The sequence below is a fragment of the Kitasatospora sp. NPDC048407 genome (genome assembly GCF_043200475.1).
Lineage (GTDB): Bacteria > Actinomycetota > Actinomycetes > Streptomycetales > Streptomycetaceae > Kitasatospora.
Map to the genome: position 1 here is coordinate 1 of NZ_JBICXW010000027.1, position 14997 is coordinate 14997.

General features: G+C 74.8%; 15 protein-coding genes. 7 read left to right on the forward strand and 8 right to left on the reverse strand.

Translation table 11 applies throughout. From position 1 onward, the window contains the following. Positions 1-100: 100 nt before the first annotated feature. Positions 101-499 carry a DUF3017 domain-containing protein gene (locus ACGFWJ_RS32155; protein WP_392955744.1) on the reverse strand — a complete coding sequence of 133 codons (399 nt, stop codon included), beginning with the start codon at positions 497-499 and terminating at the stop codon, positions 101-103. A 17-nt stretch (positions 500-516) separates the two neighbouring features. Further along, on the reverse strand, positions 517-1371 hold the full coding sequence (locus tag ACGFWJ_RS32160) for a bifunctional methylenetetrahydrofolate dehydrogenase/methenyltetrahydrofolate cyclohydrolase (RefSeq protein ID WP_392955746.1): 855 nt from the start codon (positions 1369-1371) through the stop codon (positions 517-519). Positions 1372-1613: 242 nt separating this feature from the next. Between ACGFWJ_RS32160 and ACGFWJ_RS32165 the strand changes: the two genes are divergently transcribed. The 3 genes from ACGFWJ_RS32165 to ACGFWJ_RS32175 all read left to right on the forward strand — a co-directional run bounded on the left by ACGFWJ_RS32165 (position 1614) and on the right by ACGFWJ_RS32175 (position 3357). Then, on the forward strand, positions 1614-2030 hold the full coding sequence (locus ACGFWJ_RS32165) for a hypothetical protein (protein ID WP_392955748.1): 417 nt from the start codon (positions 1614-1616) through the stop codon (positions 2028-2030). After that, on the forward strand, positions 2027-2497 hold the full coding sequence (locus ACGFWJ_RS32170) for a DUF2752 domain-containing protein (protein WP_392955750.1): 471 nt from the start codon (positions 2027-2029) through the stop codon (positions 2495-2497). Before ACGFWJ_RS32165 ends, ACGFWJ_RS32170 begins: the two co-directional genes overlap by 4 nt. 140 nt (positions 2498-2637) lie before the next feature. After that, positions 2638-3357, forward strand: coding sequence for an RDD family protein (locus tag ACGFWJ_RS32175; protein ID WP_392955752.1), 720 nt, complete (start codon positions 2638-2640; stop codon positions 3355-3357). 75 nt (positions 3358-3432) lie between these two features. Here ACGFWJ_RS32175 and purH read toward each other — a convergent pair whose 3' ends face one another. Together purH and purN are read right to left on the reverse strand one after the other, a co-directional pair. Then, positions 3433-5016, reverse strand: coding sequence for a bifunctional phosphoribosylaminoimidazolecarboxamide formyltransferase/IMP cyclohydrolase (gene purH, locus ACGFWJ_RS32180; protein ID WP_392955754.1), 1584 nt, complete (start codon positions 5014-5016; stop codon positions 3433-3435). Beyond that, entirely contained in the window at positions 5013-5672 is a 660-nt protein-coding gene (gene purN / locus ACGFWJ_RS32185) for a phosphoribosylglycinamide formyltransferase (RefSeq protein WP_392955756.1), read from the reverse strand. The genes purH and purN overlap by 4 nt, the downstream gene beginning before the upstream one ends. Before the next feature lie 348 nt (positions 5673-6020). Here purN and ACGFWJ_RS32190 point away from each other — a divergent pair, with 348 nt between their 5' ends. Continuing rightward, positions 6021-6611: a hypothetical protein gene (locus ACGFWJ_RS32190; protein WP_392955758.1), complete on the forward strand. Its 591-nt coding sequence runs from the start codon at positions 6021-6023 to the stop codon at positions 6609-6611. A gap of 7 nt (positions 6612-6618) precedes the next feature. Here ACGFWJ_RS32190 and ACGFWJ_RS32195 read toward each other — a convergent pair whose 3' ends face one another. Beyond that, complete coding sequence (locus tag ACGFWJ_RS32195) at positions 6619-7305, reverse strand: response regulator (protein ID WP_387866063.1); 687 nt, start codon at positions 7303-7305, stop codon at positions 6619-6621. Then, the gene (locus ACGFWJ_RS32200; protein ID WP_392955760.1) at positions 7302-8432 is read right to left on the reverse strand and encodes a sensor histidine kinase; all 1131 of its coding nucleotides are present in this window, start codon (positions 8430-8432) and stop codon (positions 7302-7304) included. The genes ACGFWJ_RS32195 and ACGFWJ_RS32200 overlap by 4 nt, the downstream gene beginning before the upstream one ends. Positions 8433-8539: 107 nt before the next feature. Here ACGFWJ_RS32200 and ACGFWJ_RS32205 point away from each other — a divergent pair, with 107 nt between their 5' ends. Further along, positions 8540-9448, forward strand: coding sequence for an ABC transporter ATP-binding protein (locus ACGFWJ_RS32205; RefSeq protein ID WP_392955762.1), 909 nt, complete (start codon positions 8540-8542; stop codon positions 9446-9448). Beyond that, the gene (locus tag ACGFWJ_RS32210; RefSeq protein WP_392955764.1) at positions 9445-10179 is read left to right on the forward strand and encodes a hypothetical protein; all 735 of its coding nucleotides are present in this window, start codon (positions 9445-9447) and stop codon (positions 10177-10179) included. Before ACGFWJ_RS32205 ends, ACGFWJ_RS32210 begins: the two co-directional genes overlap by 4 nt. A 767-nt stretch (positions 10180-10946) precedes the next feature. On the opposite strand, the gene ACGFWJ_RS32215 is transcribed toward ACGFWJ_RS32210, so the two are convergent. Continuing rightward, complete coding sequence (locus tag ACGFWJ_RS32215; RefSeq protein WP_392955766.1) at positions 10947-12215, reverse strand: DUF6350 family protein; 1269 nt, start codon at positions 12213-12215, stop codon at positions 10947-10949. Between the two features lie 117 nt (positions 12216-12332). Between ACGFWJ_RS32215 and ACGFWJ_RS32220 the strand changes: the two genes are divergently transcribed. Then, positions 12333-14006, forward strand: a complete 1674-nt coding sequence (locus ACGFWJ_RS32220; RefSeq protein ID WP_392955768.1) for a LuxR C-terminal-related transcriptional regulator — start codon at positions 12333-12335, stop codon at positions 14004-14006. A 90-nt stretch (positions 14007-14096) separates the two neighbouring features. On the opposite strand, the gene sucD is transcribed toward ACGFWJ_RS32220, so the two are convergent. Next, positions 14097-14987: a succinate--CoA ligase subunit alpha gene (sucD, locus tag ACGFWJ_RS32225; protein WP_380361954.1), complete on the reverse strand. Its 891-nt coding sequence runs from the start codon at positions 14985-14987 to the stop codon at positions 14097-14099. Positions 14988-14997 lie beyond the last annotated feature (10 nt).

A 14997-nucleotide genomic window follows, 5' to 3' on the forward strand; every position in this document is an offset into this window, starting at 1 on the left:
CCCCCCCCCCCCCCCCCCCCCCCCCCCCCCCCCCCCCCCCCCCCCCCCCCCCCCCCCCCCCCCCCCCCCCCCCCCCCCCCCCCCCCCCCCCCTGGTGGCGCTAGTGCACCGGGTGCCCGATGAGCCGTCCGATGTTGTCGAGTATCGGGACGTTCAGCCACGGGTTGGGCTGCGCCACCAGGGTGAGCAGCACGATCACCCCGCCCAGGATGAACATCAGGGTGATGTCGGTGAACCGGCTGCGGACGGCGAGCATGCCGACGTCCGGCAGACCGAGTCGCAGCAGGGCGCCGAGCAGGGGTGCGACGCCGACGGCGAGCAGGCCGAGCCGGAAGTTTCCGGCCCAGGTGACCAGCAGGCCGAGAGCGGCGACGGCGAGCACCAGGGTGATCGGCCACTGTCGCATCGGGAGGGTGTGGCCGCGGCCGAGGGCCGCCGCCGAGCCTTCCGGGGGCAGGGTGCCCTCGGTGGTGACGGGTCGGCGGCGGGCGCGCTTCATGACGCCGGGCACCGGTGTCAGACGCCGGCGCGGCGCTCGGCCGCCTCGACGATGTTGTTGAGGAGCATCGCGCGGGTCATCGGGCCGACTCCGCCGGGGTTGGGGGAGATCCAGGCGGCGACCTCGGCCACGCCGGGGTGCACGTCGCCGACGATCTTGCCCTCGCTGCGGGAGACGCCGACGTCCAGCACGGCCGCGCCGGGCTTGACGTCCTCGGGCTTGACCAGGTGCGGGACGCCCGCGGCGGCGACGACGATGTCGGCCTTGCGCAGGTGGGAGGCGAGGTCGCGGGTGCCGGTGTGGCACAGCGTCACGGTGGCGTTCTCGCTGCGGCGGGTGAGCAGCAGGCCGATGGAGCGGCCGACGGTGATGCCGCGGCCGACGACCACGACCTCGGCGCCGTCGATGGCGACGTCGTGGCGGCGCAGCAGTTCGACGATGCCGAGCGGGGTGCAGGGCAGCGGGCCGTCGATGCCGAGGACGAGGCGGCCGAGCGAGGTCGGGTGCAGGCCGTCGGCGTCCTTGTCGGGGTCCATGAGTTCGAGGACGCGGTTCTGGTCCAGGCCCTTGGGGAGCGGCAGCTGGACGATGTAGCCGGTGCAGGCCGGGTCGGCGTTGAGCTCGCGGACGACGTTCTCGACGTCCTCCTGGCTGGCGGTGGCGGGGAGTTCGCGCTGGATGGAGGCGATGCCGATCTCCGCGCAGTCCTTGTGCTTGCCGTTGACGTACCACCGGCTGCCCGGGTCGTCGCCGACCAGGACGGTGCCGAGGCCGGGGACGATGCCCCGTTCCTTGAGGGCCGCCACGCGGACGGCGAGTTCGGACTTGATCGCGGCCGCGGTGGCCTTGCCATCGAGAATCTGGGCAGTCATGTCTCCATTCTTCCGGATCGGGAGTCCGCGCCGCGCCGCCGGGCGGGCGTGCACGGAGCGTCCCTGGCGGACACGGAGCGTGCCGGGGGGTTGCGGTTGTGCCACGTTCGTGGCGGTGGCCTGCATGTGGCTGGACAGCGTGCGGCGCCAAGGCTCACGATGACAAGGCAAGTACCGCCGCCCAGGTCCTGGTGACGGACCGTCCGGCAGCGGGGGACGAACACAGTCGGGGGAATCGACAAGTGAGCAATCCGTACCAGCCGGATCCGTACGGCGGTTACGGCCAGGCTGGCGGACCGCCGGGCCCGCCGCCGCAGCAGCCGTACGGCTATCCCCAGGCACCGCAGCCGCCGCAGCAACCCGGTTACGGCTACCCGCAGCAGCCGCATCCCTCGCACCCGTACCCGCCGAACGTTCCGATGGCGGTGAGCAACAACCACGCCACGACTTCGGTGGTGCTCGGTTTCATCGCGATCCTGCTGTCCTGCGTCTACGGCGGCGTGGTGGGCCTGGTCGGCGTGGGCCTCGGCGTCTCGGGGCTGAACCAGTCGGCGCAGCTGGGCGGTACGGGCCGGACCGCCGCGATCGGCGGCATCGTGCTGGGCGCGCTGTCCGTGCTGCTCACGATCGGGTTCATCGTCCTCCAGTCCAGGTCATGAAACCCGCGACTCCCGGGCCGGCCGTGCCGGTGACGTCCCGTCCGTCGGCGCTGTCCGGCGGCGTGCTGACGGCCCGTTGGCGGCGGTCGGCCGGGACGGTGCCGGGCGTGGTGCTGCGGGTACTGGTGCGGCTGGCCGCTGCGGCCGGGGCGGCGCTCGCGGTGGCGGCGGTGCACGACGCCCACGACCCGGGCGTGCTCTGCCCGTTGCGGGCGACGACCGGCGTGCCGTGCCCGTTCTGCGGCAGCACCACGGTGTTCATCGAGGCCGGCCACGCGCACTGGGGGGCCGCGCTGGCGGCGAACCCGGTGACGGTGGTGGCGGTGGCGGCGCTGCTGTTCGCGCCGCTGGGCCCGGGCCGCTGGTGGCGCCGGCTGTCGTACGGCCGCCGGAACCTGCTGCTCGGCGCGGCCGCGATGGCCGCCTGGGCCTGGGAGTTGGCCCGCTTCGGCTTTCTCGCGCTCTGAACGGAGGGTCCGAGGTTGACTGTTGATCCCCTCTCCGTCGGACTCGTCCGCTACTCTCCGACGCGGTCGGCGTGTCCCCTGCCCACCCGTCCCCAGGATTTTTTCGTTCCGTCCACGCTCCTTCCTGCCCGGAGGCATCGATGAGCTACCCGCCCGACCCCAACAACCCCTACGGCCAGCAGCAGCAGCCCGGCTACGGCTACCCGCAGCAGCCGCCGCAGCAGCCCGGCTACGGCTACCCGCAGGGCCAGGTCCCGCCGCAGCAGGCCTACGGCTACGGCTACCCGCAGGCGCCCGGCACGATCCAGGCCAACAACGGCTACATCAACATCGCCAACATCGGCATGGTGCGCGTCGCCACCATGGGCCAGCGTTTCGCGGCCCGCCTGCTGGACGGCCTGATCACCTCGGTGGTCCTCGGTATCGCGATGGCCCTGGGCCTGGCCGGTGCGATCGGTATGGCGGACAAGGTCAAGGACTGCTCGGGTTACACCTACGGCACCGCGTCGTACCAGAGCTGCGTGAACGAGCAGGCCCAGGCGTCCGCCGGCTTCCTCGCCGCGATCTTCTCCTTCATGGCCGTGGTCGCCGTCTTCAACCTGCTCTACGAGTGGCTGATGGTCGGTCTGATGGGCGCCACCCTGGGCAAGATGGCCCTGGGTCTGCGCGTGGTCAAGGAGAACACCGGCCAGAACCCGGGCGTGGGCGGCGGTTTCGTCCGCTTCGTCATCCCGCAGGTCGGCGCCTTCCTGTGCGGCATCGGCCAGGTGCTGGTCTTCCTGTCGCCGTTCTTCGACAACTCCGGCAAGCTGCAGGGCTGGCACGACCGTGCCGCCGGCACCGTGGTGATCAAGAAGTAACGCTCACCGGCAACGCCCGAGGGCCCCGCACTCCGGAGACGGAGTGCGGGGCCCTCGGTGTTCGGGACCGGCCGGTCAGTGGAAGAAGTGCCGGGTCCCGGAGAAGTACATGGTCACGCCGGCCTTCTCGGCGGCGGCGATGACCTCTTCGTCGCGGATCGAACCGCCGGGCTGGACCACGGCCTTGACGCCCGCGGCCAGCAGGATCTCCAGGCCGTCGGCGAACGGGAAGAACGCGTCGGAGGCGGCGTAGGAGCCGACCGACCGCTCGCCGGCCCGGGTGACGGCCAGCTTGCAGGAGTCGACCCGGTTGACCTGGCCCATGCCGACGCCGACCGAGGCGCCGTCCTTGGCGAGCAGGATCGCGTTGGACTTGACGGCCCGGCAGGCCCGCCACGCGAAGGCGAGTTCGGCCAGCTCGTCGGCGGACAGCGCCTCACCGGTGGCGAGCGTCCAGGTCGACGGGTCGTCGCCCTCGGCGTCGACGCGGTCGACCTGCTGGAGCAGCAGGCCGCCGGAGATGCGGCGCGACTCCAGCGCGTCGGCGGGGGCCTCGGGGGCGCGCAGCACCCGGAGGTTCTTCTTCTTGGCCAGCACCTCGAGGGCGCCGTCCTCGTAGCCGGGGGCGACGACGACCTCGGTGAAGATCGGGGCGATCTGCTCGGCCAGCTCGACGGTGACCGGGCGGTTGACGGCGATCACGCCGCCGTACGCGGAGACCGGGTCGCAGGCGTGCGCCTTGCGGTGCGCCTCGGCGACGTCCGCGCCGGTGCCGATGCCGCACGGGTTGGCGTGCTTGATGATCGCGACGGCCGGGCCCGCGTGGTCGTAGGCGGCGCGGCGGGCGGCGTCGGTGTCCACGTAGTTGTTGTAGGACATCTCCTTGCCCTGCAGCTGCTCGGCGCCCGCCAGGCCGCCGGTGCCGTCGGTGTAGAGCGCGGCCTGCTGGTGCGGGTTCTCGCCGTAGCGCAGGACGTTGCCGAGCTCCCAGGTGTCACCGAGGAAGGCCGGGAACGCGGCCTCGGACTCGGTGTAGCCCGACTCCTCGAACCAGCTCGCCACGGCGACGTCGTACGCGGCGGTGTGCGCGAACGCGGCACCGGCCAGGCGCTTGCGGGTCAGCAGGTCGAAGCCGCCGCCCTGGACGGCCGTCAGCACGTCCGCGTAGCGGGCCGGGTCGACCACGACGGCCACCGAGGGGTGGTTCTTGGCGGCGGCGCGGACCATCGACGGGCCGCCGATGTCGATCTGCTCGACGCACTCGTCGGGGGTGGCGCCCGAGGCGACGGTGGCGGTGAACGGGTACAGGTTCACCACGACCAGGTCGAACGGCTCGACGCCGAGCTCGGCGAGCTGCGCGCGGTGCGACTCCAGGCGCAGGTCGGCGAGGACGCCGGCGTGCACCCGCGGGTGCAGGGTCTTGACCCGGCCGTCCAGGCACTCGGGGAAGCCGGTCAGCTCGGAGACCTCGGTGACCGGGACGCCCGCGGCGGCGATCCGCCCGGCGGTGGACCCGGTGGAGACGATGGCGACACCGGCGGCGTGCAGGCCCTGGGCGAGCTCCTCCAGACCGGTCTTGTCGTACACGCTGATCAGCGCGCGGCGGATCGGGCGTACGTTCTCGGAGACGGGGGCGTTGGCGGAGGGAGCGGCGCTCATGCCGGGATCCATACCTTTCGGTCCTCGATGCGGTGTCCTTCGCGGGCCAGCCGGCCCACGACCTCGACGAGCAGCTTGCGCTCGACAGTCTTGATGCGCTCGTGCAGCGCCTCGCCGCCGTCGGCGTGGTCGGTGTCCTCGACCTCCACCGCGCCCTGGGCGAGGATCGGCCCGGTGTCCACGCCGGCGTCCACCAGGTGCACGGTGCAGCCGGTGACCTTCACGCCGTACGCCAGTGCGTCGCGAACGCCGTGGGCGCCGGGGAAGGCGGGCAGCAGCGCGGGGTGGGTGTTGACGGTGCGTCCGGCGAAGGCGGCGAGGAACGCGGGGCCGACGATCTTCATGAACCCGGCGCTGATCACCAGGTCGGGTTCGTACGACGCGACGGCGGCGGCCAGCGCGGCGTCCCAGCCGGCCCGGTCGGCGTGGTCCTTGACCCGCTCGACGAACACCGGGATACCGGCCTTCTCCGCACGCTCGATCCCGGCGATGCCGTCGCGGTCGGCGCCCACGGCGACGATCTCCGCCCCGTACGCGGGGTCGGCTGCGGCGTCGATCAGCGCCTGGAGGTTGGTGCCGGAGCCGGAGACCAGGACCACCAGCCGGGCCGGTCCGGGGGTGCGGGGCGGGAACACTTGGGCGTCAGCGGCAGCCACGGCGCGAGTCTCCGAAGGTCGGTGTCGCCCGCTGGTACGTCCACCGTCGGTGGGGCCACTACGGGCGGCGGCAGGTCGGGAGCCGTCGACGGGCGCGGGCGGCCGCGGCGCTGCGGGGCCCGGGGAACCGTCGGGAGCTGCCGACCGTCACCACGATAACGGCTGGTGGGAGGCCACTCGTAACCACCCCGCAACGCTACGCGCGTAGTTGAGACGGGGATCTCCCGGCCGCCCGGCAGCGGTCTGGCGGGGTGCCGTACAGCCGCCGACCGGTTGGGGGATCATTGACGGACCGCCCACTCCCCCACCGCCGGGCGGACAAACCGACGAGCAGAAACGGCCGACACCATGAGCAGCGGCGAGGACAGCGGCGAGCGCAACCCCTTCGCGCCCCCTCCGCCCGGCGCCCCGGACCAGCCCTGGCGTCCCCGCGTCCCGCAACGGCCCGAGTCCGGCGACCGGACGGACGGACAGCCGGACGGCGAGCGCCCACAGCCGCCGCAGTGGGGCCCGCGCCCCGAACCCGGCCCGCAGGGGCCCCGCCTCGACCTGTCCGACCCGGCACACCGCGCCGCCCGCAACGCCCTGCTGTCCGGCTTCGCCGCGCTGCTGTCGGTGCTGTTCGGCCAGTACTGGATCGGCTTCCCGCTCTCCCTGCTCGCCGTCTGGTACGCCGTCACCGTGCTGCGTGTGCCCGCCGAGCCGGTCACCGACCCGTTCGCGCCGCGCCCGGTCCGCCCGCAGGTCCCGGCGGCGCTCAGCGCGCTGCTCACCGGCGGTCTGGCGCTGGTGATGTCGCTGGCGACGTTCACCATGCAGTTCGCGTACCACGACTACCTGGACTGCGTGAACTCCGCGATCACCAAGGAGGGCGTGCACAGCTGCGGCAACGACGTCCCCACCTGGGTGACCACGATCTACGAAGGCCCGGCGGAGTGACCTGCCCTCAGGCCTCGTCGACGGCCGGACAGGAGTCGGCGGCCGGGGAGACGAAGCCCGACTCGTAGGCGGCGATCACCGCCTGGGTGCGGTCGCGCGCGCCGAGCTTGCCGAGCAGGCTGCTGACGTGCGTCTTGACGGTCTGCACGCCCAGGTGCAGCCGCTCACCGATCTCCGCGTTGGACAGGCCGCGCGCCATCAGCCGCAGCACCTGCCCCTCCCGCTCGGTCAGGCCGGCCCGGGCCACCGCCCCGCCGTCCGCCGCCCGCTCGGCCCGGGCCGCGGCGAGGCGGCGGATTGACGCCGGGAACAGCAGCGACTCGCCGGCCGCGACCAGCCGCACCGCCTGGACGATCTCCGCCGGGCGGGAGCGCTTGAGCAGGAAGCCGTCCGCGCCGGCCCGCAGCGCCTCGTACACGTAGTCGTCGGCCTCGAAGGTGGTGACCACCAGGATCTTCGGCGGCCGGTCGGCGGCGCGCAGGATCGCCCGGGTCGCGGCCAGCCCGTCCAGGCCGGGCATCCGGACGTCCATCAGCACCACGTCGGGGCGCAGCGAGCGGACCAGGCCGAGGGCCTGGGCGCCGTCCTCGGCCTCACCGACGACGGAGATGCCGTCCTGGGCGTCCAGGACGGCGCGCAGGCCGGCCCGGATCAGCTCCTCGTCGTCGACCAGCAGCACCTCGATCACCGTCACCGGCCCAACCGTAGCGGCAGCCGCACCCGCAGCACCCAGTCCGTTCCGTCCGGGCCGGCCTCGCAGTCGCCACCGAGCAGCACCGCGCGTTCGCACACGCCGCGCAGGCCCTTGCCGCCGCCCCGGCGCCCACTGCCCTTGCCGGTCAGGGCGTTGCGGCAGGACAGTTCCAGCGCGCCGGCCGCGGTCAGCGCCCTGATCCGGACCGGTGCGCCCGGCGCGTGCCGCAGCGCGTTGGTGATGCCCTCCTGGACGATCCGGTAGGCCTCGCGGGACAGCACGCCCGGCAACCCGTCGGCGCGGACGTCCAGGTCGGCGTCGACGGGGCTGCCGGCGGCGCGGGCGGCGGCGAACAGCTCCTCGGCCCGGTCCAGGCCGGGCTGTTCGGTGGCGGCCGCCTCGGGGGCCTCGCGCAGCAGCACCAGCATCCGCTCCAGGTCGTCCAGCGCGCGGCGGCCGGTGGTCTCGATCGCCTCCAGCGCCCGCTCCCGGAACGCCGGATCGGCGACCTCCCGGGCCGCGCCCGCTTGGAGGACCGTCACTGTCAGCGCGTGCCCGATCGAGTCGTGCAGCTCGCGGGCCAGCCGGTTACGCTCCAGCAGCCGCTCCGCGCGCAGCTCCGCCGCGGCCAGCCGCTCCGCCGCCGACGGACCCAACAGCCGTACGGCCAAGGCGAGTTGGAGCCGTCCGGCGAGCACCACCAGCCACAGCAGCGCGCACAGCAGCGGCACCGCGAGCACCGGCCACCGCGCGGCCGCTTCGAACGCCGCGGCCGACACGGCGCCCGCCGCCATGCCGAGCGCCACCCGGGCGACCAGCCAGAGCGCCGTCCGCCCGCGGTCCGCCCAACTCGCCGACGGGGCGACGCCGATCGACTCCTCGCGGGCCGGCACCAGCAGCAGCCGCGCCTGCACGCCCTCCGCGCGCCGCACCGCCGGCACCAGCGCGACCAGGCACAGCAGCGGCACGTCGACCGCGCCGCTCAGCAGCAGCGCCCGCCCGGTCGAGACGCCCTCCGTCCCCGGGTAGACCAGCAGCACCATCCCGGCGAACACCGTACCGACCAGCAGGTGCAGCCAGCGGGCCCAGGTCGCGGGCAGCAGCAGCGGGGCGAACAGAGCGGGCATCACGCCATCCTCCCTCCCGAGAGGGAGACGAACCACTCCCGGGCGGGATCTGCCGCCTCCCGCCTGCCGATTGACTGAAGGTCATACCGAGCGGGAGGAGCACAGCCGTGATCGAGATTCGCGACCTGACCAAGACGTACGGGGAGCGCCGGGCCGTGGACGGCCTCAGCTTCCGGGTGGAGGCGGGCCGGGTCACCGGCTTCCTCGGGCCGAACGGCGCGGGCAAGTCCACCACCCTGCGAACGGTGCTCGGCCTGGACCGGCCGACCTCCGGCACGGCCCTGGTCGACGGCCGCCCCTACGAGCGCCTCGCCGAACCGCTGCGCCGGGTCGGCGCCCTGCTGGACGCCCAGGCCGTGCACGGCGGCCGCACCGCCACCGGCCACCTGCGCTGGATCGCCGCCACGCACGCCCTGCCCACCCGCCGGATCGACGAAGTACTCGCCCTGGTCGGCCTCACCGACGCCGCCGGACGCCGGATCCGCACCTTCTCGCTCGGCATGCGCCAGCGCCTGGGCATCGCGGCCGCCCTGCTCGGCGACCCCGCCGCGCTGCTGCTGGACGAACCGGTCAACGGCCTGGACGCGGAAGGCATCCGGTGGATCCGGACACTGCTGCGCCGGCTCGCCGACGAGGGCCGCGCGGTACTGGTCTCCTCGCACCTGATGGCGGAGATGGCGCAGACCGCCGACCACCTGGTGGTGATCGGCCGGGGCCGGCTGCTGGCCGACACCTCCACCAGCGCGTTCCTCGCCGAACACGGCCACCGCCGGGTCCGGGTCCGGGCCGTCGACCCCGCCGCCCTGGCCGCCCTGCTCGCCGACGCCCACCCCGCGGCGGTGCCGCTCGGCGACGGCGCCTACGACGTACCGGACGCCGACCCGGGCGAACTGGGCGCGCTGGCCGCGTCCCACCGGGTGGTGCTGATCGAACTGTCCGTCACCCACGACTCCCTGGAGGAGGCCTTCATGCGGATGACCGCGGACGCCGTCGAGTACCGGGCGGTGGCGGCATGAGCACCTACCCGCTGCGCGCCGAATGGGCCAAGTTCACCACCCTGCGCTCACTGTGGACGACGCCGCTGCTGGCGGTCGCACTGAGCGCCGGCATCACCGCCGCCGTCCAGTTCGCCTACGGCCGCACCGACACCTCGCTCACCGAGGACCCGATGGAGGGCCTGTTCTACGGGCTCAACTTCGGCCAGGTCGCCGTGGTCTGCCTGGGCATCCTGCTGGTCGGCCAGGAGTACGCCTCCGGCACCCTGACCACCTCACTGGCCGCCGTCCCCGACCGGGTGCGCTTCTACCGCGGCAAACTGCTGCTCGGCGCGGGCCTGGGCCTGGCCGTCGGCCTGCTCACCGTCGCGGGCCAACTCGCCGTCACCGCCGCCTCGGTGGGCCTCGACCTGTCCGCCCCCGGCAGCTGGCGGGCACTCGCGGCCGGGGTGCTCTACCACCCGCTGCTGCTGGTGCTGTGCCTGTCACTGACCACCGTGCTGCGCAACCAGACCGCCGCACTCGGCCTGCTCTCCCCCCTGGTGTTCCTCGGCACCACCGCACTGTCCGCCGTCCCCGGGATCCGCGACGCCGCCCAGTTCCTCCCCGACCGGGCCGGCCTGTACGCCATGCGCCTGCAGGACGCGCCGGACATCCACTACAACCACGGCGTCGGCCTGCTGCTGATGGCCGCATGGACGGCCGCCGCCACGGCGGCGGGCCTGCGCACGCTCCGCCGCCGCGACGCGTGACCGCGACCCTGCCTGCCTGCCCACCCACCCACCCGTGACCCCGCCGCCAAGGTGAGCCCCGAGCGGTCCGCTGCGCGGGGCTGGGGCAGAAGCCCGGCCGAAACCCGCTGCGCGCGGCTGAGACGGAAGCCCGGCCGCTGCACGGGGCCGGGGCCGAAACCCGGCCGACACCCGCTGCGCGCGGCTGAGACGGAAGCCCGGCCGCTGCACGGGGCCGGGGCCGAAACCCGGCCGACACCCGCTGCGCGAGGCTGAGACGGAAGCCCGGCCGCTGCACGGGGCCGGGGCCGAAACCCGGCCGACACCCGCTGCGCGGGGCTCGCGTGAAGGCCCGCGCAGCGGGTTGGCGTGCGTGCACTTCGGCGGCGGGGTCACGGGCGGGCGGGCGGGGGGCAGGCGTCGCCGCGCTACGCGGCAAGGCGGCACACCAGCCCGTACACACCTACCCGCACGCGCACCGCCGAGCCCCCCGCAACGAACCGCCCCGAATCCACTCGCCCATCTCCCACCCCAGCCCCGCGCAGCGGAATGCCCCAGGTCCACTCCGGCGGCGGGGCCACGGGCGGGCGGGCGTCGCCGCGCTACGCGGCAAGGCGGCACACCAGCCCGTACACGCCTACCCGCACGCGCACCGCCGAGCCCCGCACAGCGAACCGCCCCGAGTCCACTCGCCCATCTCCCACCCCAGCCCCGCGCAGCGGAATGCCCCGGGTCCACTTCGGCGGCGGGGTCACGGGCGGGCGGGTGGGCGGGCAGGCGCCACCGCGCTACGCGGCAAGGCGGCAGACCAGCCGGTACACGCCGACCCGCACGCGCACCGTCGGGCCCGCCCCGTCGCGGGTGTGCCACCAGCGGGCGAGCAGCGCGCCCGGCACCGCCAGGGCCAGCAGCCAGGCGCTCTGCGCCAGGCCGAACTGCCAGGGCACCGGTCCGAGTTCGGCCATCCGCCGGGTGCCGAGCGCGCCTCCGCAGGACCAGCCGGCCAGCACGCCGAGCGGGGCTGCGGCCAGCGCGGTGGCGGCGGCGACAGTGGCGGTCTGCAGTGCACTCCAACGAGTGGCGGCGCGACCCAGCAGCAGCGCGGCGACGACCGCGGCGGCGGTGGGTGCCGCGCAGGCCAGCAGGTGCCAGTCGGGGCCGCGCCGGTCGGGCAGCACGGCGAGCAGCGGGAAGTCGGGGACGGCGCCGAGCCGGGTGCCCAGCGGCCCGGCGTGGCTTCCCGCGCCGACCGCGAAGCCCGGGCCGAGCGCGTAACCCGCTGCCCAGAGCAGCGCGTTGGGCACCAGTGCCACGCAGGCCAGCAGCATGCCGAGCCATCCGGCGGCGCCGCCGCCGAGCCGCTGCGCGCTCTGTCCGGCCGAGCCGAGCAGCAGCGCCGCCCCGAACACCGCCCCGCCGCCGGCCAGCAGCGCGCCCGCCCACCCGCCCAGCGCCCGCAGGGCCGCCGGCTCGGCTCCGTCCGGCGGCCACAGCGCGGCGGGCAGCGGCAGCCGCCGCAGTTGCCCGGGCCGGCCGAGTCCGGTCCACAGCCCGTAGCCGAGCGCACCGGCCGTCAGCCCCGCGACCGCCAGCAGGTCCAGCATTCCCCGGGAGCACAGTGCGGCCTCCGGGTCGGCGCACTGCGCGACGGCGCCGGCCGCGACCAGCTGGTACCCGGCGTACATCGCCAACGGGGAGCGCCAGCGGACGAACCCGCGCCCCCGGGAGCGCCGGGCCACCCGGCGTCCGGCCCGCACCACCAGCACGGTGATGACCGCCGTGAGCAGCAGCGGGGTGACCGTCACCGGCGCGGCCTCCGGCCCCCGGGCGAGCGGCGCGCCGTGGCCGAGCAGCCAGAGCCCGAACGCCGTCCTGGCCGCGCCCTGCGCCGTGTCGTCGCCGTACGGGGCCAGCACCCACAGGCCGAACACCGGTAACGCGACCACCGACAGGGTGAGCAGCGCGGTACGTACTCCGGCGAGCAGATCGGCGAGGGAGGAACGACTGTCGAGTTCGCTCGGCAGGCCGAGAATCGGACGGCCCATCAGCTGCGTCATGGGCCACATGCTGCCAAGGTCGCGCGTTACGGGGTGTCAACGCGCAAACCTTCGCCGTGTCCCGGATTATCAGTACATGTGCCTATCGCCGGGACGGATTCGCAGCGGAGGATTGCGGTGACTTCACCTTCGACCGCCGGGCCCGGGCGCACCACCGGAGGCTCCCCCCGCACCCGCGACCTGCTGCGCAGCCTCTCCCCGCGGGAGGCCCAGGCGCTGACCCGATTCGCCGCCGGCGACGACCTGCGCACCATGGCCCGCAACCTCGGTATCGCCCCCGCCACCGCCCGCGCCCACCTCAACCGCGCCACCCGCAAACTCGGCGCCCGCACTCCCGAGGAAGCCGCCGCCCTCGCCACCGCCCCGGCCCCGTCGGGATACGAGAGTGCCGCCCCGGCAGCAACGGCGAACGCAGCGGAAGGAACCCCTGCTACCCCGGCTCCCGAACCGACCACGCCCGCCCCGTCCGCCCCGTCCGCCCCGTCCGCCCCGTCCGCCCCGTCCGCCCCGGCCTCACCGGCCTCACCGACGTCAGGCCGCGTCCGCCGCCCGAAGCGCAAGCCCGCCAAGGCCCCCCGGGCGGCAACACCGGGCACCGACCCGACCCCTGACTCCCCCGCACCGGCACCCGCACCGGCACCCGCCCCCGTCCGCCCGCCGAAGCACGAGCCCACCAGCCCCGAAGCCCCCCACGCCCACCACGCCCCGTCCGCCGAGCCCGAGGCCCCCTCCGGGTTCGCCGACTTCGCCGCCCTGGTGCACACCCGCCTGGTGCAGCAGACCTTCCTGCTGACCGGCCACCGGCACCGCGCCGTGCACTGCGTGCACCTCGCGCTGGGGGCGGCCGGGCGGCGCTGGGCGGAGGTGTCGTCGGCGGCGGACCCGGAGGGGTGGGTGCGGTCGGCGGCGTTCGACCTGGCGCTGTCGCCGTGGCACCGTGGCGGCCCGCGCCGGGCCAGGGTGCTGCGGCGGGCGGCGCGGCGCCGGATCAAGGTCGCCGAGCCGGTCGTTCCGGAGCCGCCGACCCGGCTGACGCCCCGGGACCGGGCGCTGCTGAAGGCGTTGCAGCGGCTGTCCCGGCCGCGCCGCCGGGCACTGGTGCTGCACGACACGCTGGGGCTGTCGGTGGAGCAGCTGGCGGTGGAGGCGGAGTCGAGTACGGCGGCGGCCGAGGCCCGGGTGCGTTCGGCGCGCGCGTCGCTGGCCCGGGACGTCCCGGCGCTGGTCGGCGACCCGGCCGACCCGGAGTTCGTGGAGCGGCTGGGCGAGCTGCTGCACCTGGCGGCGGTGCACGGCTGCCCGGGCCCCTGGCTGCCGCCACCGGCCCTGCTGGTGGCCGACAGCCGCCTGCACACCGGCCTGCTGACGGGCGCGGCCGCCACCCTGACGGTGGCGGTGGGCGCGGCCGTGGCGGCCACCCTGCTGGGGGTCGGCCCGGCCGATCTGCTGCGCCCGGGCCAGCCGGCGGCGACGGCCTGCACGGCGGCGGGTTCGGGCAGTGCGGGTCCGGCGGCGGGGGCCGGCGCGCCGGGCCTGCGGACGCCGTGGTGCGGTCCGACGCCGGGGGTGCCGGCCCGGTTGGTCGGCCCGCCGGCCCGGGAGCTGCCGTCGGTGGAGCCGTCCGACGGCGACGACGAGGACGACGGTACGAGCAGCATCGACGCGCTGCCGCCGGGTCCGTTCCGGGCGCCCCGCCGCCCGCTGCTCCCGCCGCCGGCGCACCACCGGCTGCCGCCGCCGCTGGCCGGCAAGTGCGTGCCGTTGGCGCACTGCCGGCCGCACGGGTCCTGACCGGGCCCACCACCCACGACAGCGCCCGGACGCCGAAGGCGCCGCCCACCCCGGGGGTGGACGGCGCCTTCGTGCCGAAGCGGCGTTGCCTTACTTGGCGGCGGCGATCAGCTCGCGGGCCAGGCGGGCGGTCTCGGACGGCGTCTTGCCGACCTTGACGCCGGCGGCCTCGAGGGCCTCCTTCTTCGCCTGGGCGGTGCCGGAGGAGCCGGAGACGATGGCGCCGGCGTGGCCCATGGTCTTGCCCTCGGGCGCGGTGAAGCCCGCGACGTAGCCGACGACCGGCTTGGTGACGTGCTCGGCGATGTAGGCCGCGGCACGCTCCTCGGCGTCGCCGCCGATCTCGCCGATCATGACGATCAGCTCGGTCTCCGGGTCCTCCTGGAACGCCTTGAGGGCGTCGATGTGGGTGGTGCCGATGACCGGGTCACCGCCGATGCCCACGGCGGAGGAGAAGCCGAGGTCGCGCAGCTCGTACATGAGCTGGTAGGTCAGGGTGCCGGACTTCGACACCAGACCGATCTTGCCGGCGCCGGTGATGTTGGCCGGGATGATGCCCGCGTTGGACTGTCCGGGGCTGATCAGACCGGGGCAGTTCGGGCCGATGATGCGGGTCTTGTTGCCCTTGGCACCGGCGTGGGCCCAGAACGCGGCGGTGTCGTGCACCGGCACGCCCTCGGTGATGACCACGGCCAGGCCGATCTCGGCGTCGATCGCCTCGACGACGGCGGACTTGGTGAACGCCGGCGGGACGAAGATGACGGTGACGTCGGCACCGGTCTTCTCCATCGCCTCGACCACGGTGCCGAACACCGGGACCTCGGTGCCGTCCACGTCAACGGTGGTGCCGGCCTTGCGCGGGTTCACGCCGCCGACGATCTGGGTGCCGGAGGCGAGCATGCGGCGGGTGTGCTTCATGCCCTCGGAGCCGGTCATGCCCTGGACGATGACCTTGCTGTCCTTGGTAAGGAAGATAGCCATGGTGTTAAGT

Coding starts and splice junctions, on each gene's coding strand:
- ACGFWJ_RS32155 (WP_392955744.1), bottom strand. CDS start 499: ATGAAGCGCGCCCGCCGCCGACCCGTCACCACCGAGGGCACCCTGCCC.
- ACGFWJ_RS32160 (WP_392955746.1), bottom strand. CDS start 1,371: ATGACTGCCCAGATTCTCGATGGCAAGGCCACCGCGGCCGCGATCAAG.
- ACGFWJ_RS32170 (WP_392955750.1), top strand. CDS start 2,027: ATGAAACCCGCGACTCCCGGGCCGGCCGTGCCGGTGACGTCCCGTCCG.
- ACGFWJ_RS32175 (WP_392955752.1), top strand. CDS start 2,638: ATGAGCTACCCGCCCGACCCCAACAACCCCTACGGCCAGCAGCAGCAG.
- purH (WP_392955754.1), bottom strand. CDS start 5,016: ATGAGCGCCGCTCCCTCCGCCAACGCCCCCGTCTCCGAGAACGTACGC.
- ACGFWJ_RS32190 (WP_392955758.1), top strand. CDS start 6,021: ATGAGCAGCGGCGAGGACAGCGGCGAGCGCAACCCCTTCGCGCCCCCT.
- ACGFWJ_RS32200 (WP_392955760.1), bottom strand. CDS start 8,432: ATGCCCGCTCTGTTCGCCCCGCTGCTGCTGCCCGCGACCTGGGCCCGC.
- ACGFWJ_RS32210 (WP_392955764.1), top strand. CDS start 9,445: ATGAGCACCTACCCGCTGCGCGCCGAATGGGCCAAGTTCACCACCCTG.
- ACGFWJ_RS32215 (WP_392955766.1), bottom strand. CDS start 12,215: ATGACGCAGCTGATGGGCCGTCCGATTCTCGGCCTGCCGAGCGAACTC.
- sucD (WP_380361954.1), bottom strand. CDS start 14,987: ATGGCTATCTTCCTTACCAAGGACAGCAAGGTCATCGTCCAGGGCATG.